Source organism: Acinetobacter sp. Marseille-Q1618 (genome assembly GCF_902809855.1).
In the GTDB taxonomy this organism is placed as follows: domain Bacteria; phylum Pseudomonadota; class Gammaproteobacteria; order Pseudomonadales; family Moraxellaceae; genus Acinetobacter.
Map to the genome: position 1 here is coordinate 95,055 of NZ_CADDWJ010000005.1, position 22,665 is coordinate 117,719.

The following is a 22,665-nucleotide window of genomic DNA, read 5'->3' on the forward strand; positions in this document are numbered from 1 at the left end:
ATTTAAAAAAGCCCGATAAACGGACTTTTTATTTAAAAATAATGTCTTAATTTTTACCTGTATGTCCAAAGCCCCCTGCACCACGCGCAGTTGCTTCAAATTCATTTACAAGATCAAATTCAGCCTGAACCACAGGAACCAGTACATACTGTGCTAAACGCTCACCTGGCTCTAAGGTAAATGTAGTTTGTCCACGGTTCCATACAGATACCATTAACTCACCTTGATAGTCTGAATCAATCAAACCGACTAAGTTACCTAAAACAATCCCATGTTTATGCCCTAAACCTGAACGAGGTAGCACTAAACCTGCAAAACTTGGGTCTTGGATATAAATTGCCAAGCCTGTTTTTACTAAAACTGTTTGTCCAGGCTCAATTTGTGTTGCTTGTTCAACACATGCACGAAGATCTAAACCTGCTGAACCTGTGGTTGCGTAGGTAGGCATTGGCCATTCTTGACCTAGACGTGAATCAAGTATTTTTACTTGAACTTTCATATTAAAATCCTATATTCAATCAAATAGAAAAAGTCATCAGCGCTATTCTTTTGCATATAAATACAAAAGAACAACGCTTTAAATAAAAATATTTTCAGACACTAGCGCTTTAACAATGCTTTTAAATTTTGCAAATAATGTTGCGCTTGTTGTTTCGGATCAACATTTTCAGCCAGTTTTTTCTTACGACCTAGCCAATCCAACTCATCTTGTGGCAATTCATCTAAGAAGCGACTTGGCGTCATTTGCTTCATTTGCCCACCATTTTTACGTTGTTCAGCAAGCGTCAATGTCAGCCCTTGTTGTGCTCGGGTAATCCCCACATACATCAAACGGCGTTCTTCTTCGATGGTTTCCGCTGCAATCGAGTTTTTATGTGGAAGCAACTCTTCCTCTAAGCCCATGATATAAACAAATGGAAACTCCAACCCTTTCGATGCATGCAAAGTTAGCAAGTTAACTTTGTCGATGTCCTCTTCTTCCTGTTGTTGCTCCAACATATCGAGCAACACCATTTTACGAATGACGCTTTCGATATTTTTTTCATCGACATCTTCAGCACGATTGATCAAACTTTGGATACTGCTATACAGCATTTCTACATTATCCAATTTGGTCTTTTCTTGTGCAGGTGTGGCTGCCGTTTCACGTAAATAATCAATATATCCTGCTTCCATCATCATCTGACGAATTTTCGGTACAGGCTCATCATCATCTAACAATTCACGGGTAAAATTAGCAATAAAATCTGCAAACTCAGCCAGTTGAGTGGTTGCTTTCTTCGGCATGACCATGCTTAAACGCTGATCACTTGCAGCAGCTAAAAGTGATAAATGATTTTCTTGAGCAAATAAACCCAATTTTTCGAGTGTAACAGGACCAATCGCACGTTTTGGTGTATTGATAATACGTAAAAAAGCGCTGTCATCTTCAGGGTTAATAATGACACGTAAATAACTCATGATGTCTTTGATTTCAGCGCGTGCGAAGAAAGACTGACCACCTGATAACTTATACGGGATTTGCATTTGACGCAGTTGCGTCTCTAGGACGCGGGCTTGGAAATTTCCACGATACAGCACCGCATAATCTTTCCAATTTTTCCCATTCATGAGTTTATGTGTCAGTAAATCCTTCACCACACGCTCAGACTCATCATCATCATTTCGGCAAGTAATCACACGAATCACTTCACCATGCCCTTTGTCACTCCACAGTTTTTTATCAAAAATATGTGGATTATTGTCAATTACATGGTTTGCCGCTTTTAAAATACGACTGGTTGAACGGTAATTTTGCTCAAGCTTAATGACTTTTAAATTATGAAAATCTTCTTTGAGCAGTGCCATATTTTCAGGCTTTGCACCACGCCATGCATAAATAGATTGGTCATCATCACCAACTGCGGTGAACTGCCCCATCACACCCACTAATAATTTCACCAAAATATATTGTGCGGTGTTGGTATCTTGATATTCATCCACCAATAAATAGCGGACACGATTTTGCCAACGGTCACGCACTTCAGCATTTTCTTGTAACAGACGTGTTGGCATCACGATCAAATCATCAAAATCGACTGCATTATAAGCACGTAGATTACGTTCATAGAGTTGATATAAATGTGCAAACTGCACATCTTCTGTCGTTTCACACGTATTATGTGCTTGCTCAGGCAAAATCAGATCATTTTTCCAATCTGAAATTTTCTTCATGGCTTTAGCAATTAAATCTTTGCTTTCTGCACCTGATAAATTATCACGATGCATTAAATCCATCAGAATACGTTTACAGTCATCTGCATCTAATATCGAAAAATTATTTTTTAATGGAGTATGTTTTAATTCTAAACGTAATAGATTTAAGCCAAAAGTATGGAAGGTTGAAACTGAAAGTCCTTTGCCTTCTTCTTTACCAAGTAATTTGCTCACACGTTCTTTCATTTCACGTGCAGCTTTATTGGTAAATGTCATTGCAGTGATACGATGTGCAGGAATACCACATTGTTGTACCAAATAGGCAATTTTACGAGTAATCACTGAAGTTTTGCCTGAACCTGCCCCTGCAAGTACTAACAAGGGTCCTTGAGTATATTTCATGGCTTCAAGTTGCTTGTCGTTCAACTGACTTGCTTTTGACATTGTTCATCCTCTAAAAACTTCGAGCTCGATTATAGTCATCAAAACAAGTCTTGCCTAATTTTTCATGACATTTTCCCAGCTTTTTAACAAATAAAAAAACCACCCGAAGGTGGTTTCTTAAATCCGCTTAATAATGAATTAATGATTAAAATTATTTAGTTTCATACACTGTGATTTCTACACGGCGGTTTTGTTCACGACCCGCAGCTGTTGAGTTATCAGCGATTGGAGAAGTTGAACCATAACCACGTGCAGTCATACGAGAAGCTGAAATTCCTTGACCTGCTAGATAATTCAATACTGAATTAGCACGGTTTTGAGACAATGGAATGTTGATTGAATCATTACCTGTGTTATCTGTATGACCATGAATAACAAGTGCTAATTTACCAGCAGTACCACCTTCCGCTAACACACGTGCAACATCATTTAACGCAGATTGGAATCGAGGTTGAATTGATGCAGAGTTGGTTGCGAAAGTTACACTTGGCATTACCATGTTAATCGAACCATCTTGGTTACGGTTTACATCAACACCTGTACCAGCAAGTTCTTGGCGTAAACGTTTTTCTTTTTGGTCAAGAAGTGCACCAGCGCCAGCACCTACCACTGCACCAATTGCAGCAGCTTGACCCATTTTATCTTTGTCGGCATTTGAGTAAGCAATACCAGCGCCTAATAATGCGCCTAAGCCAGTACCAATGGCTGCTTTATCATATTCCATGTTTTGGCAACCTGAAAGTGCCAAAGCCCCTACTACAGCTGAGATTACAAGTGCACGCATTACATGCCTCCAAGGTTTGTGTTTTTCTATGCCATCATAATGATTTAAATCATGCGTTTAAACCATTGACATTTTGTTAAAAATATCGCAATTCGTTACATTTTGAAATAAATAAGCGAGTATTTTCAGCGTAGTTCATCATAATTTATACATAGTTCAGGATTCGGACTTTTTAATTGCATGAACAAGGTCTATATTTAGGGTACCTAATGTACAAATAAAACTCTTTTCTAGGACTTTTTTATGTCATCTCAACAACAGAAACAACCTTTTTTAAAAAAAATAAGCAAAGGCTTAACTGTGGGTTCTGTGATTACAGGAAGTACTTTTTTTCATGGCCCACCAGTACTTGCGCTAGGTTTAACCAAGTTATTTAAAAAATCCAAGAAAGTCGATGAAACCAACATTCAAATTACCAATAGTTGGTTAAGTGTGAATAATTGGTTAATTGATCACATATTACCAGAAACTCAGTGGGATATTTCTGTAGATGACGATCTCGACCTCAATATGCAAGGTCGTTATCTAATGACCTGTAATCATCAAAGTTGGGTGGATACCACAGTCAATCAATATTTTGGTTTAACCCGTATGCCACTTACCCGCTTCTTTACCAAGTGGGAACTTATTTTTATTCCATTTGTCGGGCAAGCCTTTAAAATTTTAGGCTTCCCAATGATGAAGCGCCATAGTAAAGCACAGATTGAAAAAAATCCTGCTTTAAAACACCAAGATATGGCTGAAGCTCGTAAGGCATGTGAACAATTATTGAGTCAACCGTTCACCTTATTAAATTATTTAGAAGGCACACGCTTTACTCCAGAGAAACATCAGCAGCAACAATCTCCATTTAAAAACTTATTAAAACCTAAAGCAGGTGGTTTGGCTTTGGCTTTGAATATCTTAGGAGATCAAATTGATGCTTTGGTTGACATGACCATCGTCTATCCTGATGGCGCACCGGGTTATGGTGAATTTTGGTTGGGTGAAGTGCCACGTATTGCGGTTAATCTGCGTAAAATAGAAATTCCTACTTGGGTGTTGGGTGGCGATTATGAAGAAGATGCTGAGTATCGTGCTAAGTTTCAAAAATGGGTAGATGAATTATGGCAAGATAAAGATCAACTCATTACCACAATGAAACAAAAATATCAACACTAAAAAATAACACCATAAATACAAGGATCGTTATGACAGAACAGGTTGCAGCAAAGAAAAAGACTATTCGTCCAGAAAATCACAATACTTTGGGCTGGAAACTCTTTTTAGTGTATGACATTTTTATGATGGGCATTATTGTCTTCAACCTGTTTTGTCTATGCGCCAATTTATTTCTCATGAGTAGTTTTGGTAAATTATTTTTTGATGAAATTCATTTACCTGAAGTTTTAGCCTTTTATAAATCAGACTTACACCCGTGGGTGATCAAAACTGAAGGGTGGTTTATTTTATTTTTGGTGGCTGAGCTCGCCATCCGCTGGCTGGTTGCAATCATCTATAAACATCATCAACGTTGGTTCTTTTTTCCATTTATTCATTGGTATGAAGTATTAGCGATTATTCCTTATTTACGTTTTTTACGTTTAATTCGTGCAGGGATTATTGCCTATCGTTTACATGAGTTGGGTTATAAAGTCATTCCTGACAATATCATGAAAAAGGTTTTATTTTACTATCGTGTGGTTATGGAAGAACTGTCTGATCGCGTAGTTGTTTCGGTAATTGATGGTATTAAATATGAACTGGATAATAGTTCGAGCCATAAAAAAATTATTCATGATTTAGTCGATCATCATCGGGATATGTTTGCACAGGCTTTGGCTGAAATTTTACAAGAGGCGTTAGCCACAGAGCTGAAAGCTCAACAACGCTTAATTGCTGATAATGTTGGACATATCGTCAAGCAAGCTATTGAAGACACACCACAACTCACCCAACTTTTGCGATTAATTCCGATTGCAGGTGGCATGATTGAAAACCAAATTCAAAGCATTGGTCAGCGTTTAGGTGAAAATATTACCAATGGCTTGATTGATCCTTTGACCGAAGGCACAGTCACACAACCAAATCAGATTTATACTTTGATCTCGGACAAAGTCAGTCATTTAAATATTGAAAATAAAGCCTTGGAAGAATTAGTTGAGTCTGCCGTTTATGAAAGCCTAGAATCTCTGCGTAAACAAGTCAAAATCAAACAATGGCAGATCGAGTTAGAAAAATATGATCAAAGCAAAGACTAAGTAATTCAAAGATTGAACAAATCAATGCAAATATTTGTATCTGTGCTAGAGAAATCATTCATTTTGCTCTAGCATTTGTGCAGTTTTGACAGTTTGACTTTATTTATAATTTTCAGGTGATAAGCCTTTAAGGAATAATTATGGCTGATATACGGATTACAGGCAGAATGGTTAATTTTACCCGATTAACCTTTGATACAAATGATCAAGATGCCATCCGCCAGCAACTTAGCGCAATGATGAAAGAAACCTCTTACCAAGGGGCTTTGGTGATTCTCGACAGTAGTGTTGAGCAGGAACTCATTGCACTCATTCAGCTTTTAATTAGCCTAGATTTACAACCAATGGCCGTGATTGATGGTGTATTAGGCGATCAAGCGCGTGCCATTCAGTTCCCTGTATTGCCTGCTGACCGACCTTTACAGCGCATTAAAGCAACCAAGGAACAAGCTATCGCAGCCTCAGTCAAATCCCCTGATGCAAATCAAAGTACAGATACGCCATCGACTGTTACACAACAACAAACAACGATGAGTCACATTACGTCATATCATGATGAAATTTTGCGAACTGGGCAATGTTTGGTGCAAGACCATGGCGATATTATTTTGAATGCAGGCATAAATAGTGGTTCTGAAGTGATTGCTTCAGGAAATATACATATTTATGGCAGTGTTCGTGGTAGAGTCATTGCAGGTGCAGGTGGAAATACTGCAGCAAGAATTTTTTGTCATTCCTTAGAAGCTGAATTGGTTTCTATCGCGGGAACATATTGCGTAGCAGATGATATTCCAGCGGAATTCATCAAAAAGTCTGTGCATATTTACTTGAATGACCAACAAGAACTTGAGTTTTCAGTTCTGCAATTTTAATGTATAAATTAACACCATAATAAACTCCCCTCGCAAAGGGGATGAATGACCATAACAGGAGTGGATTCGGTGGCCAAAATTGTTGTCGTTACATCAGGCAAAGGTGGCGTAGGTAAAACTACAACAAGTGCATCTTTTGCAACAGGACTAGCCCTTCGTGGTCATAAAACTGTTGTGATAGATTTTGATGTCGGTCTACGAAACTTAGACTTGATCATGGGTTGTGAGCGTCGTGTCGTTTATGATTTCGTGAATGTTTTAAATAATGAAGCACGTCTGCAACAAGCTTTAATTCGTGATAAAGACATTGAAAATCTTTATATTTTACCTGCTTCACAAACCCGTGATAAAGATGCTTTAACCGATGAAGGTGTAGCACGTGTCATGGATGAGCTTTCACAAGAGTTTGATTATATTATTTGTGACTCGCCAGCAGGCATTGAGCGTGGTGCGATTTTAGCAATGTACCATGCTGACGAAGCAATTATTGTAACCAATCCTGAGATTTCTTCAGTTCGAGATTCTGACCGTATCATCGGTATGCTGGACAGTAAAACCAAGAAAATCGAAAACAATGAAGGACGCGTTCGTAAACATTTATGTATTACACGTTTCAACCCAGAACGTGCTGATAAACAAGAAATGCTGACCATTGATGATATTTCTAAAGATATTTTACGTATTCCAACTTTAGGTGTGATTCCTGAGTGCCCAAGCGTGTTACAGGCATCGAATGAAGGTAAACCTGTTATTCTTTATACAGACGCTAGTGCAGGACAAGCTTATGATGATTTAGTCGCACGTTTCCTTGGTGAAGAGCGTCCATATCGACATATTACTGTTAAGCCTAAAGGTTGGTTAGCGAGATTATTTGGAGCGTAATAATGGCAGGATTTTGGAGTAAGTTATTTAGCGGTGATGAAAAGCCTTCGAGCGCACAAACTGCTAAAGATCGTTTAAAAGTCATTGTTGCATCTGAACAAGGTTTAGGCAAACGTTTGAGTCAAGATAAAATTGACCAAATGAAAAAAGAAATCATGCAGGTGGTTAACCGCTATGTGCGTGGTGTGGATGAACAACACATTCAAATGTCTGTCCGTTCAGAAGCAAACATTGAAATGTTAGAAATGAATATCAATTTACCTGAAGAACGTTAATTTCATTATTGATTAGTCAAGTGAATTGATTCAAGGCAAAATATGAGACAGGATTAGCGAAGCACTGCTTCGCCCTGTCGCAAGACAAGAAGCTGTGCTTCGAGTGGGCAGATTGAGCTAATAGGCTTTTTCTGCCCTATTTTTGCCTTTTTAATATTTAAAAATAGAATTTGAGGAGATGCTGTTATGGCACTTTCACAGCCAGCAACTTTCAATGAAGAATGGTCAGACGAGCGTGTTTTTGCCTATCTCAATCAACTTCCTCCTGAAGGTGTAAATGCTGATTTTCATGTACTTTATCATGCTTTTAAACATATGCGTCCAGCAGACTATGAACGCCTATTGGTTCAATTTAAAGCAGATGGTCGTGATATCAATGCAACCAATCCTGAAGGTCAACGCATTCATGACGTGATCGCACAATTTCCACGTCAAAAAGATAGCTTTTTAGAAGTCTTAGCAAAATTTGCTTAATCTGAAGCTATAAAAATAAAACCTGCAATTTATGCAGGTTTTTTATTTAAATAGTTTCAACTACTTATTTGCAATCAAATAAGCACCAAAAGCTGTAAAAATGCCCCCTGATACACCATCAATCCATTTGGCTGCATTTTGATAGGCTATTTTAAAGCTTGGTAATGAAAACACAAACACCACGAAGCTAAACCATAACAAAGTTTCTATACCGATAATCACCCACATCACTGCATGTAAATGATCCAGTTGAGGATTAGCTAAAAACATCGAAAATACACTACCAAAATAAATCACCGCTTTTGGATTTGATAAATTCGTGAATAAACCTTTGATAAAAAATCGAACATGACTTTGTGGAAGTTCTATATTTAGAATTTCAGTGCTGACTTTTTGTTTTGAAAATGCGGATTTTAACATTTGAAAACCCAGCCAACACAAATACAACCCACCTAAAACCATCATAATTTGTTTCAGCCAAACAAACTTCTCAAAAATAATATTTAAACCAATTAATGCAAAGAATGCCCACAGCAACACTGCAACGGTAATTCCCAACACCACACACATCGCTTGAGTACGAGAACGGCTGATTGCCGTTTGCGTCACCACAAAGAAGTCTGGACCAGGGGTAATCAAGGCACAAAAATGAATAAAAACTAAAGTGCTTAATGCCAACCACATACTGAACGACCTTGGGAATAAAAAACTATTTTATCGCAAAATATATCTCAACTAAATTTATGAATTGCGAAATCAGTAAATTAATTTTAGAATTTCGTCACAATTTATAATGAAAAATAACATGACAAATTTAAATAAAACTTCAACGCTCAACTCCCAGCATATTCGAACTGAAGATCAAACACTTTTAAATTTAAAGCAATTTATATTGCTTTCAGTACTCTCATTGGGTTTCTACAATATTTGGTGGATGTTTAAAGCTTGGCGTTTCTTTCTACAAAAAGATCAACTTGATATTCAACCTGCTTTTCGTGCCATTTTTTCAATATTTTTTCTTTATGGACTTTTTGAAAGAATCCGAAAATATGCACAACAACAAGGCTATTGCAAAAGATTTTCATCAGGTTGGATGTTTTTAGGTGTTATGGTTTTTTCATATTTGTCTTATCTACCTGCACCTTATTTTATTTTGTATATTTGCAGTGTACTTTTTTATATTCCTGCTTTTATGGCACTCAACTATGCAAAACGATATACTGAAAATATAGAAACGATTGAGCAAGAAAAATTTAAAACAGTACACATTATTTTGATGATTTTTGGAGCAATCATGTGGTTATTGTTACTCCTGTCAATTTACCTAGAACTCACAGGACAGTTGCAATGAACCCGAAGCGCATTGCAACTTGGCATTTAAATTAAACTAAAATTTCTCGTTTACCATTCGGCCCCATACTGCTGACGATGCCCTGTTCTTCCATTTGATCTACAATACGTGCAGCTCGGTTATATCCCAAACTAAACTTACGTTGTAAGGAAGATACGGATACTTTACGTGTTTCTAGTACAAATGACACACATTGGTCATACAAAGCATCTCGGTTTGGGTCACCATCGCCATCCTCAAAACCTTTCGAAGCTGGTTCTTCATCGTATGGCGTTAAAATTTCATCCACATAATCTGGATCACCTCGCTCACGCCACGCATCACAAATTCGATTCACCTCATCATCAGAAATAAATGCCCCATGCACTCGCTCAGGTTCGATCTTACCCGGCCCTAAGAACAACATGTCACCATGACCAAGCAAGTCCTCTGCGCCACCTGCATCTAAAATGGTACGGGAATCAATCTTACTGTTTACACGTAAAGCCACACGCGTTGGAATATTGGCTTTGATCAAACCAGTAATCACGTCAACTGAAGGTCGTTGCGTTGCAAGCAGCAAATGAATCCCTGCTGCACGAGATTTTTGTGCCAAACGGGTAATCATTTCTTCTGCTTTTTTACCGACTTGCATAATCATATCCGCAAATTCATCAGCAACAATCACAATTGAAGGTAATGGTGTTAAACGTGGCGCACGTTCTTGTGTTGCCGAATCACTGGCTTTCCATGTTGGGTCAATCAAATCCTCACCATTGGCGATGGCTTCTTCAACTTTGCGATTATAGTCTGCCAATTTACGAATTTTTAAAAATGACATTAACTTATAACGGCGCTCCATCTCATTTACACACCAATTCAACGCACTCACCGCATCTTTCATGTCCGTCACAACTGGTGTTAATAAGTGTGGAATATCATTATAGTTAGCAAGTTCCAATTGTTTTGGATCAATTAAAATTAAACGTAATTGATCGGGTGTATATTTCAAAAGCATAGACAGAATCATCGAGTTAACTGCAACCGATTTACCTGAACCTGTTGTCCCTGCAACCAACATGTGTGGCGCTTTACCCAAGTCAGTAATGACGGGACTGCCTGAAATATCTTTACCCATTGCCATTGAAAGTAAGCCAGCAGGGTCTTTGAAGGCAGGCATTTCCAATAACTCAATCAAGCGTACCATTTCACGTGCGCTATTCGGCACTTCGATCCCGATATAAGGTTTACCTGGAATAACCTCTACCACACGTACCGATGCCATCGACATAGAACGTGCTAAATCTCGTGAAATATTGGTTACTTTAGAAGCTTTTACACCCGGTGCTAAATCCAGTTCAAAGCGTGTAACGACCGGACCCGGTTGCGCCTCGATCACTTTGGCTTTGATATTAAACTCTTGTAGTTTGATCTCTAATAACTCAGATAAACGAGCCAATTGTTCAGCGGTATAGTTTACTTTTTTATTTGGATCAACTTTGTCTAATAATTCATAACCTGGCAAGGTTGGTAAATCTTTCCGCTTTTGCGCCACTTGCATAGCACGCGACATAGGACGACCAAAAGCATCTGTCAATGGTGCATCAAGGTCAAATTTATCTTCTATATCTTCATCGATAGGCTTACCTGCTGTTTCTTGCCAAGCCTCTCTAAACGCATCTTTATTTGAGGAAATACGTGATTTTTCTTCCTCTGATACGGTTGAAGTCATTAAATTGGTTTGAATCTCAGCTCTAACCAAGGGTGAGGATTGGGCATAACTGCTGGTTGTACGAACCTCTGGCTGAACCATAGGCTCATTCACTGACACATCAGCGAGATGTGCCAAATTATCTAATTCCGCAGCTAAATTGTGTGCGTGTTGGTTGCTTACCGTATGACTTTCAACGGTTGCAGCCACTTGATCAAATTCTGAAAAATTCGTAACTAAATTTTGTTCTGAAGTTTGACTAAATGGACGATGCACATCGGTTGCAACCTGATCATTTGGAACAACCGCCAATAAGTCATCAAAGACTTGATCATCATCCCAATCCAAGTCTTTAGCATCATGTATTGACTGTTTAAAAGTCGTAGTATTTTGTGCTGTATGAATGGTTGGATTAATGCTATCAGTTTGGGTGTTTAAAGTAATTTGGTCATCTTCTGAGGCACGCAGTAAAGCGTCAATATCTCGATTATGATCTTGATTTTGATCTAAAGGTTTCCAAACTTCGCCTGTAGGGACAAACCTTTTACTTTCTTGCTCTAAACGATGCGCTTTAGCTAAAGTTTTTTCTAATTCTTCATCATCAATTTCATTTTCAACCAATAAAGTTTGTTGAACTTGCTGTTCTTGATCCACCATGTCCTCAAACAAACGTTCTGCTGCTTGCTCATGTTTGCTTGCTGGCGGAGTTTTACTGGTGTTCATTTCCGCAACAACTTCAGTATGTTCGTGTTGTTGGTTATTTTCTTTCTTTTTGGATTTTACGACTGGTTTGGTATTTGCAGTTAGGTCATAAGCAGATTCACTTTCGGGCACATTTTTATAAAATAAATCCTGTAAATATGCAGGGGTTGCTTTAAGAGTTGCCCATGTTTTATTCCACTGAATTCCAAAAGCCAAAGTAAACAAAACACCCAGCAATAACAGTAAAAATGCACATGCACCATAAATTGTCAGCAATTGGGATAAGCTTTCACCCAGTTCATAACCGATGATACCACCTGAGGCATTGGCTAAAGTGTCTGCTGGGACATTCCACAGTAAGTACAATAAACTCGCAGTGGTTAATAAAATAAAAAATTGCGCAGCATAACGAAAAGGTCGATTCAAAAAGCTTCTTGGCCACCAAACTTGTATCGCTTCTGCAAATAAATAAAACGGAATAAGTAAACTTGCCCAGCCTAAAAAGCCAAAAAGCAGATCTGCAATCCACGCCCCTGCCACACCACTGGCATTTGAGACTTGTTGGGTATCACTTGAAATATGCATCCAACCTGGATCAAAAGGCGTATAGGTCACTGTTGCCAAAAACAGATATATCCCAAATGAAATCAAGAATAAGGTTAATACCAATCGCTGTGGATAAACACTTGACACCGCAGTCATATACTGTCCTGTAACCAATGAATCATCAATATTCTTTTATTGAAGCGAAGCGCTATCTTTAAAGAAGAAATCTTTATATTATGCACCTGTTCTTACAAAAAAGATGCAAGATTGTTGCAGTATGTTGTTAACTTATTTGTATATATTCGGTATATGGTTCAATTCGATTTAGATCATCAGTTTTATCGACATCAAACAGCCCCCATCCGACTAAACTTTCACGTATAATTTTAACAGATTCTATATTTTCTGATATAAAAAGGAAGGCATAAATGAGCGCTCGTCACTCACGTTTAATTATTTTAGGTTCTGGCCCTGCGGGTTATAGTGCTGCTGTTTATGCTGCTCGTGCCAATTTAAAACCGACGTTAATTGCGGGTATGCAATTGGGTGGTCAGTTAACGACAACAACTGAAGTAGATAACTGGCCAGGCGATCCAGAAGGCTTAACAGGTCCTGCATTAATGGAACGTATGCAAGCCCATGCTGAACGTTTTGGTACAGAAATTTTATATGACCATATCAATGAAGTGGATTTAAAAGTTCGCCCATTTGTCCTGAAAGGTGATATGGAAGAATATACTTGTGATGCCTTAATTATCGCAACAGGCGCAACAGCACAGTATTTAGGTTTAGAGTCAGAACAAGCCTTCATGGGTCAAGGTGTCAGCGCTTGTGCAACCTGTGATGGTTTCTTCTACAAAAACCAAAATGTGATGGTTGTCGGTGGTGGTAATACTGCTGTTGAAGAAGCTTTATATTTATCAAATATTGCATCGCATGTTACTTTGGTACATCGTCGTGACAAATTACGTTCTGAAAAAATTCTACAAGACCATCTGTTTGAGAAAGAAAAAGAAGGTAAAATTAGCATCATTTGGAACCATGCTGTTGAAGAAGTACTCGGCGATGATGCATCTGGTGTAACCTCAGTACGCTTAAAATCAACTCAAGACGATTCAACTCAAGACGTTGCCGTTACAGGTTTATTCGTAGCCATTGGTCACAAACCAAATACCGCAATGTTTGATGGTCAACTTGAACTTCGCAATGGTTATATCCAAGTACACAGCGGCACAGCAGGCAATGCGACTGCAACCTCTGTAGCAGGTGTATTCGCTGCAGGTGACGTAGCAGATGATGTATATCGTCAAGCAATTACATCTGCAGGTTCTGGTTGTATGGCAGCATTGGATGCAGATCGTTATTTAGATAGTCTAGAAAAATAATTTTCAGTGCTTAGAAAACCGCCTAAACTGGCGGTTTTCTTTAGATATAATATGTTGATATTGAAGTATTCATTTATTCATGTGCACAGACAAAATAAAATCATTCCTTGATAAAATAATATTGCTTTTTAATGCCAACATATAGCATCTTAATAAGGCTTTTACACGATTAGCTCCCACAATAAATTTGATTAAAATTTGCATTTTAAAGGGTAAAAAATGAGTAACACTTGGACAGACGGTTATCAAACTGAAGTAAATTATACATACGGTTATTACAAAGATTTAAGCCCGAATTATCAAAAATTTTGCTTATTACTCAATGGCGTAGATAGTCCAGCCTCGAATGAATCACATTTACATTGTGAATTGGGTTTTGGGCAAGGTGTCAGCCTAAATATTCATGCTGCTTCAAACTTAGGCTTGTTTATTGGTACAGATTTTAATCCAGCACACGCAGCACATGCTACTATGCTTGCAGAACAGAGTCATACACCACATCAGTTTTATGATGCCAGTTTTGAAGAACTGTTAAATAAAGACTTACCAATGTTGGATTCTATTAGCTTACATGGAATTTGGAGTTGGATTAGTCATGAAAATCAACATATTATTTTAAAATTTATCCGTAAATATCTAAAACCGAATGGTATTGTGTATATCAGCTATAATTGCCTCACAGGTTGGGCAGCCAATATGCCGATTCGTGAGCTGTTCCATAGCCATTTTAAATTCAACAGCACCAGCACCAATCCTATTCAAAAAGTAAAAGATTCTTTGGCGTTTAGTGAAGCACTATTGGCCCAAAGTCCAAATTTTGCTAAACGTAACCCAAATGCTTTAAATAAAGTTCAAGATTTACAAAAACAAAATCCGAATTATCTGATTCATGAATACCTCAACCAAGATTGGCAATGTTTTTCATTTCAACAAGTTGTGCGTATTTTAGAAGATGTCAAACTGACTTATGCAGGTTCAACAGATTTAAATACACATTTAGATAACATCAACTTTTCTGAGGAACATCAGCAGTTTTTAAATCAAATCGAACATCCGATTTTTAAAGAACAATGTCGTGATTATTTTGCGAATACCCAATTTAGACGTGATTTATTTATTCGTGGTAAAAATACATTAACGCCATTACAAACTCAGGAACGTTTGCGAAATACTGCTTTTGTGATTTTAACTGCGCCTGAAAATTTCCCTAAAACGATTTCTGGGTATTTAGGTGAATTTAATTTAATTCAAGATGTCTATGAGCCACTTGGTAAATTTTTCAAACAAGAAAATTACGTACCACAAACTATTGCCAATATAGAAAAACAACTTCCCGACCAACCTTATGCTAAGATCTTAAATGCTTTGGTGATTTTATGTCATCTAGGTTTAGCACAACCTTGTCAAGCAGAAACTTCACAAGAAATGCTTGACCATGCTCATCAGTTGAATCGTTTTATTCTTGAACAAGCCAGCTTTCATAACAATTATCAAGTCTTAGCTTGTCCGATTTCGGGTATTGGCTTAAGCACAGACCAATTTACACAACTGTTTTATCGTGCACACTTTATGGATGGTTTAAAAACTGCAAAACAATTCGCTGAATATGTACAAAATGTTTTAGATCAACTCGGTTGGTTTGTGGTCGATCAAGGTACAACTATTCAAGATAAAGCACAAAGTTTGAAATTTTTACAAAACAAAGCTCAAGTTTTTTTAGATAGTGATTTAATTAAAATTGCCAAACAATTAAAACTATTTGCCTAAACGCTTGCTATAGGTAAAGAAAAAGATCAGCTAATATAAAGCTGATCTTTTTTAAGTTAGTCACTATGTTAAGTCCATCAAAATTTGTTTTTCCAGACCCCGTACAATCTGACCCTGAAGGCGAAGGACTAATTTGTATTGGTGCTGACTTGCACCCTTCTACTTTATTTGAAGCCTATTCACATGGTTTATTTCCTTGGTTTTCAGAAGGTGATCCGATTTGTTGGTGGAGTCCTGAACCGCGCTGTATTATTCGTCCACTCGACTATCATCCTAGTAAGTCATTAATTCGTAATATGAAAAAGTTCGACTATAAAATTACGATTAACCAAGCTTTTGATCAAGTTATTCGCGCTTGTTCCCTGCCGCGTAGTTATGCGGATGAAACATGGATTTCTGAAGATATTATTCAGGGCTATTGTGAACTCTTTCAGGAAGGTTATGCTTATAGTGTTGAAGTTTGGGATCAAGAAAAATTAGTTGGTGGTTTATATGGCGTAACCATAGGGCATGGTTGCTTCGGTGAATCCATGTTTAGCACACAAACTGACGTTTCTAAAATGGCTTTTTATACTCTGATGTTGCTTGGACGAGAAAATCAACTGCCTTGGATTGACTGCCAATTGGTCAATGATCACTTACTCAGCTTAGGTGCATGTACACTTTCTCGCCAAGCGTACTTAAAATCGTTACAAGATGTAATTAAACACCCTGCTATAGATTGGAAAAGCTATCAAGAACGTGTATTTTCAAGTAAAACAATAGCACTAACTGCAAAACTCATGGACTGAAAAATAACTGGATAGGAAAACCAAGAGGGGCATCTCGTTATGAACTCATATCACCCAAAGTCCCATTTGAATGACTTACAATATTATATTACCCCACCACACGACTGTAGCTACTTAGAAAATAAATCAGCACGTATGGTTTTTTTAGACCCTGCACATCGTATTAATGTTGTGACCTTATCAGAACTCTCACGCATGGGGTTTCGCCGTAGTGGTGATTTTGTGTATCGTCCAGAATGTCATTTGTGTCGCCAATGTCTGTCCTGTCGTGTTCCTGTAAAAGAATTTAAAATGAACAGTGCACAAAAAAAAGCATGGAAACGCAATCAAGATTTAGAGATGAAAATTGTTTCTACACAAGATGCCAACATTACCCATTACAAGCTGTACGAACGCTACATTAATGAACGCCACGCAGATGGCGACATGTTCCCACCGAGTTATGATCAATTTGAAAAGTTTTTAATTCATAGTTGTAGTGATAGCTTTTTTTTAGAGCTCTGGAAAGATGATCGTCTCATTTGTGTTTCTACGTGTGACAACCTTGATGATGGCGTTTCGGCTGTTTATACTTTCTTTGATCCTGACGAAAGTCGTCGTTCTCTCGGTGTTTTTGCTATTTTAAAACAGATTGAATATGTTAAATCTTTGCAACAAGCCTATGTTTACTTAGGCTATTGGGTTCCACACTCACAAAAGATGAATTATAAATCACAATATGCACCTTTTGAGTTATTGCTAGATGGACAATGGCGACATATTAGCCGACATTTAGATCAAGAAGAAATCAAAAAATTAGGTGATATGCTGATGACTACCCTTCCTTCAGAGTGGAATGAACCAATTATAAAATAAAAATATTTTTTCTATTATTTGAACAGTTGTGAAAAATCATCCGCACATGTTTTTACCATGATAATGGCATGTTCTCGACTACCATCTTTATTTGGATAATAATTTTTACGCAGGTCAATTTGATGAAAATCAGATTTCTCATATAAAGCTATTGCAGCTTGATTGGACTCACGTACTTCTAAAAAAATTTGGATCGGATTATTTTTTAATAATTGAATAGATTCTGCTAAAAGTTGATAGCCAAAACCCTGACCTTGATGCTGTGGATGGACTGCCATTAATAATAAATTCGCTTCATCCAAAACAGGCTGTAAAATACAAAAAGCAACGACCTCACCTTGTATATCCAGCACCGTACTTTGATAACTTTCAATAGCTTCCTGAAATTGATGCTGCGTCCAAGGATGAGATTGGACTAAGTTTTCAATCTCAGAAACAGTATTTAAGTCAGCTGCTTGCATCAAACGAATCATCTTCGTTCATCATCTTTTAGAGTAAAAAGCGAATTATAAGAATTTCTCTACAGAAGTCTAATAAAAAAGGAAGATTCATAGAAATCTTCCTTTTATTTATTTTTAATAAATTAGTTTAAAGACCTAATTTAGTCTTCCATGTTTCTAATAATTCTTTTGTATCCAAATCATTTGGGTGGAAGCCTGGTTTAAAATACATCAACATTTCTTTGACCATCCCAGCAATAATCCCTTTCGATGGACTATAAGCATATTTGTAGATTGAACCTAACTCTTTCATATTGACTTTGTTATCCGCTTTTAAAAGTTTATAAACAAATGAAGATTGCTCAAGAAGAATCAATCCCATGGCTACAACTAAAGCGGTATTACGTAGTGCATATGATTTTAGCCCACGTCCAAAAACTTCTTCGTACACATCATAGGCTACTGCTTTGTGCTCATTTTCTTCAATCGCATGCCACAACCATAGATACTTCATGGTTTCATCTGTCATCAATTCCTGAATATGAGGATTACGTAATAATTCAGAAGCGATTGTTGCGGTAAAATGCTCTAAAGCTGTGGTTGCTGTTAAGTCTACCATTTCTTGTGTCATACCAAATGGTTTAACAACTTTACCAAAAACCTTACGTGCACTTTGAATAAGCCAGTCAGTATGTTGCTCTAAACTTCCAACATCATGACCATATTTTTGTGCTGATTGGTTAAATCCCACATGTTCTTGGGTATGCATGGCTTCTTGACCAATAAAAGCGCTAATTTCTTTTTGTAATGCTTCATTGTCTTTAATTTCAGGGTAATGACGCACTGCGCGCACAGAGTCAATAAATAACTTTTCACCAGCTGGGAATAATGCTGATAAACCAGTCATAAAATGAGTTAAACCTGCCGATCCATTCATCCAATATTCAGGAACATTTTCAAAATTAAAATTCATGCGACGAACAGGGAAAGTAGCTCCTGCTCTATTGGAGATATTTACTTTGGCATTCATTACAGTTACTCCTAAATGGCGTTCTCACACCAAAAACTTATGTTTGTTTTTCTACATTTTTATATTACGACTTTATGAAGTTTAGATAAGTGCAGATAAGGTCATACAAATATCAGTTTAGGACATGAAGATTAAAAATTTAAGTTTTGGCTAACTAAGTAGCCAAAACTTATTTTTATAAAATACAACTGGAAAGATTTTACATATAGCGTATTGCGCCAGCTTTTAAGACACTTTTAATGCTTGGAATATTATTCCCTGAGGAGTTACTTTTCCCTAAAGTAATGGTCATATTCCCTTGAACCTCTGTCGTCAAAGTGCCTGTTACGACCAAATTTCCTTTAATATTGATATTTCCAGTTCCGGTAATTTTGCCCGATGCCTTACCTGTTCCGCCTGCACCTTGGGTGCCTAAAATATTACCAAATAAATTCATCTCTGTTTTATTAGCTGCATCAATAGCAAATGATGCGTCAGTTAGAAATAAAATATTTGCCAAATTTGCAGGGAAAGCATCTATATTATTTAAATACTTATCACGATTATTATAAAAAAAATCAATTGATGTTAATAAGTTTCTATCACTTAAACTATAAGGCTTACAATATTGTATTGGATAGTTATCCTGTGGACATACTTTTTCTAAACGACTTTTAATCTGACTATTTGTAGCAGTTAATAAGTAATGTAATGGCGCATAAATATTATAAGCTCCTGCACTATTCCCCTTTGATAATTCTGTTGTTACCGACCCTACTGCTAACACGGAGTTCACATAATCTGAAGGAGTTGAGTTTAATTGCAATTTTACATCCCCATCAAACCAAATTACGCCTGCTAAGTTGGCTTTGGAACTATCAAAAGTCCAAATACCTGAATTCAAGGTAACACCTTGGCTTGGACAGGTAATTGCTGTTTCAACAGTAATATTTGTCCCAGATACATTTAAGTTATTTCTAAAACATGCTATTGCACCTGCACTATTTCTGGTAAAAATATAGTTTGCAGAACTCCTTAGCATCGTTGCAGTGGCTACTTCTAAATTTCCATTAAACTCTTGAACATCGATATGATCTAATGCTACTTCTTTACCAGCGGTATTAGTCACTTTACCTGCATTACTCCCCCCTACAAAAATTGTAACGTCATCTCCTTCTTCACCTTTAAAGGTAGCGGAGCCTCCCACCACTAAACCACCAGCAAAAATTGTCCCTGCTACAGATTGAGGTTTTATTTCTTTTGCGAAATTATATTGAGCGCGAATAATACTTGTCGCTCCACCGCTTTTTCCTTCAATATCATAACAATATTGATTTTCTAATGTACATGCCGCAACTTTGGTATAGGTGTTAACAATCTCTCCTGAACTATCTGTTACCTTCCCTTTCACTGTTTTATTGAGTTCATTTTGATTCATTGTCTTTAAAAAACGAGAGACTGCTTGAACACCTACCATTGCATTCATTTGCGCCTGTGTTTGAGCATGTACCGTTATTGCACTTGATTGCATACTACGGGTTGTCGATAAATAGCCAACAGACAAGGCTGTTAAAGACATTCCAACTAAAACCACAAATAATAATGATGAAAAACCTGACTGTGCAAAAGAATGATGTGATTGGTGAGATAAGTGTTTATTATTTAAAATAACTTTCATGTCTTGCCCCTTATTTAAAATTAAACAAGCACGTAATGTTTTGAATAGGTTCTGAAGTACTTTCTGTACTTGCAGCATAAGGATGTGCTATCAGAACAACCTGATATTTCCCCCCTTGCGTTGCTTCAACTTCTGTACTTGTACTCACTGCCACAGTTTGATCAGCAATACCAAATGGAAAACAAGGACTTGTAGCGTCTTGAACTTTAATATCAATACGTCCGATTTGATTATTGTTATTTGTTAATCCTGCGCTGTTATTTTGAATAATTTCTCTTGAAGAGGTCGTTTCTGATGGCTGAGCTAAACTGGTACAATCATATCCTTCGCTTTCACCAAAAATTTTTAAACTATTGGCTTTGCTGACCAAAGCTTGACATTTATCTGAGGTTATTTTCCATACCAATATCTTACCCACTCGCCCTTTATTGAGTGCAGTGCCATCCTCTGCAAAAACCTGAAAGTTCACACCGTAACCTTGGGTGGTATCTACTAAATTATAGCCAATACCCTGTAAAATTCGATCAGTCGTAATTAAGCCTAGCATCAAACCACTGTCTGTTCTCGCACCCTGACTAGCAGTCGCTGTGACTTTTCCCGTAACAACAAAAGCCCTAAGCATAGCTAAAATAATGATGATAGAGAGCGTAAGGGCAATTAATAACTCTATTAATCCCACACCACGTTGGTGAATAAATGCTGAATATTTCATATTTCACCTAGGGCGTCATTTGCACTTTCACAGGTACAAACGTATCTGTATCTGCAATACTTAATGCGGTAGAACGTACGATAATTTCATTCACACCAGAGGACTTTACGCCATTATTGACATGATCAAATGCTGAGACGGTATATCCATTGTCTTCTACCTCACAATTTAAAGAAATACTTTGATCTGCAATTTCTATTTGTAAATCATGTTGTCCTACCACGCTATTACACCCATTTTCTTCTAGCTCAGCACGTAGCTGATTTACTGTATGTAAATGAATGTTTTGATCACGATGCATAACAGCAGTTCGTCCAGTAACAAACGCAGCGCCCAAACCAATAATCGACATCAACAACATAGAAACTAAAACCTCTATCAAACTGATACCCTTTTGGTTTTTAAAATATGGGGATTTTTTATAAGCTTCCTTGAGCATCTGTTCCTCCACTTGCTGAAATCGTATAAGTTGTACAACCTGAAGTCATCACATGTGCATTGTTATTGAGCTTAATTTGATTAAGGCAACTATTTGTTAAATTGATTGAGGTGCGTGTAGGGACAGCAACTTCCCATAAAGTACGATCTAAGCTGTTTACAACCTGAATTATTTTATTTGTATTATCAACTTTTAAACTAGCAACAGCTTGGGTTGAATCTTGCTTAATTCCTTGAGGATTACGAATTGCCTCATTTTTAGTACGTTCATACGCCTCTAAAAACATTTTTTCAGTTTTCATGATCTGATTATTTGCAATCCATGCCTGTGAAAAAGGGATTACTGCAAAAATAGACAATAATAAAATTGCCACAACGATCATTAATTCGATTAAGGTAATCCCTTTCTGTAGATTTACCATGAATTAACTCCACCGCACCCCATTGCACCTGAAATTGTACGTGTATTCGTATTATCCAAACTCAAAGTACAACCGGCATTACGACTTCCAGTTTTTCCTGTAGCCGTCAATGCATAACTACTTTCTGTCATATTCACGGTATAATCAAAAGTTTCTGATTCCGTTGGTTGCCATCCTGCCGCAAAAGTTTTAGTTTCCGCGGTGGTAGTGGTAGGGTTTGTGATTGGAATTGGATATTTTAAACTGCGTTGATAAAGCCCCTCTAAAACAACACTCAGTGTTATTAAATCCGCACTCGCATTTTTAGTTTTAGCTTTAGTAATATATTGCGAATATGATGGTAAGGCGATGGCTGCTAAAATCGCAATAATAACAATTACAACCATTAATTCAATGAGTGTAAACCCATACGCCTTTTTCATTTTAAATATCTCTTACAAAAATAAAACATATCATATTAAGTAAATGAGTTTTCAATGAATGATAAGCGACGAATGGTATTAAAAAAATGATAAAAAATTATTATTAATCAATAGTTTAACTCGTTAACAATTTTATTATATTCAATTAAATAAATCTCTTTTAATGTTGTTTTTGTTATAACATTCACACTTAAATATTATTATGTTAATTTTTACAGATAATAATCCAGACCTAAATAATAAGATTTAATATTTACTTGACAGTATAATTTTTGGTAATTGAGTTTAAA

Annotated in this window: 23 protein-coding genes; 11 read left to right on the forward strand and 12 right to left on the reverse strand. The window is 37.0% G+C overall.

The window, feature by feature from the left end; all coding sequences use genetic code 11:
• Positions 1-46: 46 nt before the first annotated feature.
• From dut to HUS24_RS16715, 3 genes are all read right to left on the reverse strand, one after another.
• Positions 47-499 (reverse strand): dUTP diphosphatase, encoded by a 453-nt coding sequence (gene dut / locus HUS24_RS16705; protein WP_173913078.1) that lies wholly within the window; start codon positions 497-499, stop codon positions 47-49.
• 101 nt (positions 500-600) lie between these two features.
• Positions 601-2,640 carry a UvrD-helicase domain-containing protein gene (locus HUS24_RS16710; protein WP_173913079.1) on the reverse strand — a complete coding sequence of 680 codons (2,040 nt, stop codon included), beginning with the start codon at positions 2,638-2,640 and terminating at the stop codon, positions 601-603.
• 151 nt (positions 2,641-2,791) lie between these two features.
• Entirely contained in the window at positions 2,792-3,424 is a 633-nt protein-coding gene (locus HUS24_RS16715) for an OmpA family protein (protein WP_173913080.1), read from the reverse strand.
• Between the two features lie 243 nt (positions 3,425-3,667).
• Here HUS24_RS16715 and HUS24_RS16720 point away from each other — a divergent pair, with 243 nt between their 5' ends.
• The 6 genes from HUS24_RS16720 (at position 3,668) to HUS24_RS16745 (ending at position 8,167) form a co-directional block, all read left to right on the forward strand.
• A complete protein-coding gene (locus tag HUS24_RS16720) occupies positions 3,668-4,585 on the forward strand; it encodes an acyltransferase (RefSeq protein ID WP_173913081.1) in 918 nt (305 codons plus the stop codon).
• Positions 4,586-4,614: 29 nt separating this feature from the next.
• The gene (locus HUS24_RS16725; RefSeq protein WP_173913082.1) at positions 4,615-5,664 is read left to right on the forward strand and encodes a preprotein translocase subunit SecA; all 1,050 of its coding nucleotides are present in this window, start codon (positions 4,615-4,617) and stop codon (positions 5,662-5,664) included.
• A gap of 140 nt (positions 5,665-5,804) precedes the next feature.
• Complete coding sequence (gene minC / locus HUS24_RS16730) at positions 5,805-6,536, forward strand: septum site-determining protein MinC (RefSeq protein ID WP_173913083.1); 732 nt, start codon at positions 5,805-5,807, stop codon at positions 6,534-6,536.
• 69 nt (positions 6,537-6,605) lie between these two features.
• Entirely contained in the window at positions 6,606-7,418 is an 813-nt protein-coding gene (minD, locus tag HUS24_RS16735; RefSeq protein WP_065994257.1) for a septum site-determining protein MinD, read from the forward strand.
• A 2-nt stretch (positions 7,419-7,420) separates the two neighbouring features.
• Positions 7,421-7,693: a cell division topological specificity factor MinE gene (minE, locus tag HUS24_RS16740; protein ID WP_065994241.1), complete on the forward strand. Its 273-nt coding sequence runs from the start codon at positions 7,421-7,423 to the stop codon at positions 7,691-7,693.
• Between the two features lie 186 nt (positions 7,694-7,879).
• On the forward strand, positions 7,880-8,167 hold the full coding sequence (locus HUS24_RS16745) for a PA4642 family protein (RefSeq protein WP_173913084.1): 288 nt from the start codon (positions 7,880-7,882) through the stop codon (positions 8,165-8,167).
• A 60-nt stretch (positions 8,168-8,227) separates the two neighbouring features.
• On the opposite strand, the gene HUS24_RS16750 is transcribed toward HUS24_RS16745, so the two are convergent.
• Positions 8,228-8,851 (reverse strand): LysE family transporter, encoded by a 624-nt coding sequence (locus HUS24_RS16750; RefSeq protein ID WP_173913085.1) that lies wholly within the window; start codon positions 8,849-8,851, stop codon positions 8,228-8,230.
• Positions 8,852-8,972: 121 nt separating this feature from the next.
• Between HUS24_RS16750 and HUS24_RS16755 the strand changes: the two genes are divergently transcribed.
• Entirely contained in the window at positions 8,973-9,518 is a 546-nt protein-coding gene (locus HUS24_RS16755) for a hypothetical protein (RefSeq protein ID WP_254433894.1), read from the forward strand.
• 31 nt (positions 9,519-9,549) lie between these two features.
• Here the strand turns inward: HUS24_RS16755 and HUS24_RS16760 are convergent, their stop codons facing one another.
• Positions 9,550-12,612: a DNA translocase FtsK gene (locus HUS24_RS16760; RefSeq protein WP_173913087.1), complete on the reverse strand. Its 3,063-nt coding sequence runs from the start codon at positions 12,610-12,612 to the stop codon at positions 9,550-9,552.
• 272 nt (positions 12,613-12,884) lie between these two features.
• Between HUS24_RS16760 and trxB the strand changes: the two genes are divergently transcribed.
• From trxB to HUS24_RS16780, 4 genes are all read left to right on the forward strand, one after another.
• The gene (trxB, locus tag HUS24_RS16765) at positions 12,885-13,841 is read left to right on the forward strand and encodes a thioredoxin-disulfide reductase (RefSeq protein ID WP_173913088.1); all 957 of its coding nucleotides are present in this window, start codon (positions 12,885-12,887) and stop codon (positions 13,839-13,841) included.
• Between the two features lie 219 nt (positions 13,842-14,060).
• Positions 14,061-15,608 carry a class I SAM-dependent methyltransferase gene (locus HUS24_RS16770; RefSeq protein ID WP_173913089.1) on the forward strand — a complete coding sequence of 516 codons (1,548 nt, stop codon included), beginning with the start codon at positions 14,061-14,063 and terminating at the stop codon, positions 15,606-15,608.
• 65 nt (positions 15,609-15,673) lie between these two features.
• Positions 15,674-16,399, forward strand: a complete 726-nt coding sequence (gene aat, locus HUS24_RS16775; RefSeq protein ID WP_173913090.1) for a leucyl/phenylalanyl-tRNA--protein transferase — start codon at positions 15,674-15,676, stop codon at positions 16,397-16,399.
• Positions 16,400-16,438: 39 nt separating this feature from the next.
• Entirely contained in the window at positions 16,439-17,254 is an 816-nt protein-coding gene (locus HUS24_RS16780) for an arginyltransferase (protein ID WP_173913091.1), read from the forward strand.
• A 14-nt stretch (positions 17,255-17,268) separates the two neighbouring features.
• On the opposite strand, the gene rimI is transcribed toward HUS24_RS16780, so the two are convergent.
• The 7 genes from rimI to HUS24_RS16815 all read right to left on the reverse strand — a co-directional run bounded on the left by rimI (position 17,269) and on the right by HUS24_RS16815 (position 22,375).
• Positions 17,269-17,727 (reverse strand): ribosomal protein S18-alanine N-acetyltransferase, encoded by a 459-nt coding sequence (gene rimI, locus HUS24_RS16785; protein WP_173913092.1) that lies wholly within the window; start codon positions 17,725-17,727, stop codon positions 17,269-17,271.
• 115 nt (positions 17,728-17,842) lie between these two features.
• Positions 17,843-18,724, reverse strand: coding sequence for a metal-dependent hydrolase (locus HUS24_RS16790; RefSeq protein WP_173913093.1), 882 nt, complete (start codon positions 18,722-18,724; stop codon positions 17,843-17,845).
• Positions 18,725-18,923: 199 nt separating this feature from the next.
• The gene (locus tag HUS24_RS16795; RefSeq protein WP_173913094.1) at positions 18,924-20,381 is read right to left on the reverse strand and encodes a hypothetical protein; all 1,458 of its coding nucleotides are present in this window, start codon (positions 20,379-20,381) and stop codon (positions 18,924-18,926) included.
• Between the two features lie 10 nt (positions 20,382-20,391).
• Positions 20,392-21,093: a PilW family protein gene (locus tag HUS24_RS16800; protein ID WP_173913095.1), complete on the reverse strand. Its 702-nt coding sequence runs from the start codon at positions 21,091-21,093 to the stop codon at positions 20,392-20,394.
• Between the two features lie 7 nt (positions 21,094-21,100).
• On the reverse strand, positions 21,101-21,532 hold the full coding sequence (locus HUS24_RS16805) for a prepilin-type N-terminal cleavage/methylation domain-containing protein (RefSeq protein WP_173913096.1): 432 nt from the start codon (positions 21,530-21,532) through the stop codon (positions 21,101-21,103).
• Entirely contained in the window at positions 21,513-21,953 is a 441-nt protein-coding gene (locus HUS24_RS16810) for a Tfp pilus assembly protein FimT/FimU (RefSeq protein WP_173913097.1), read from the reverse strand. The genes HUS24_RS16805 and HUS24_RS16810 overlap by 20 nt, the downstream gene beginning before the upstream one ends.
• A complete protein-coding gene (locus tag HUS24_RS16815; protein ID WP_173913098.1) occupies positions 21,947-22,375 on the reverse strand; it encodes a type IV pilin protein in 429 nt (142 codons plus the stop codon). Before HUS24_RS16815 ends, HUS24_RS16810 begins: the two co-directional genes overlap by 7 nt.
• Between the last annotated feature and the right edge of the window lie 290 nt (positions 22,376-22,665).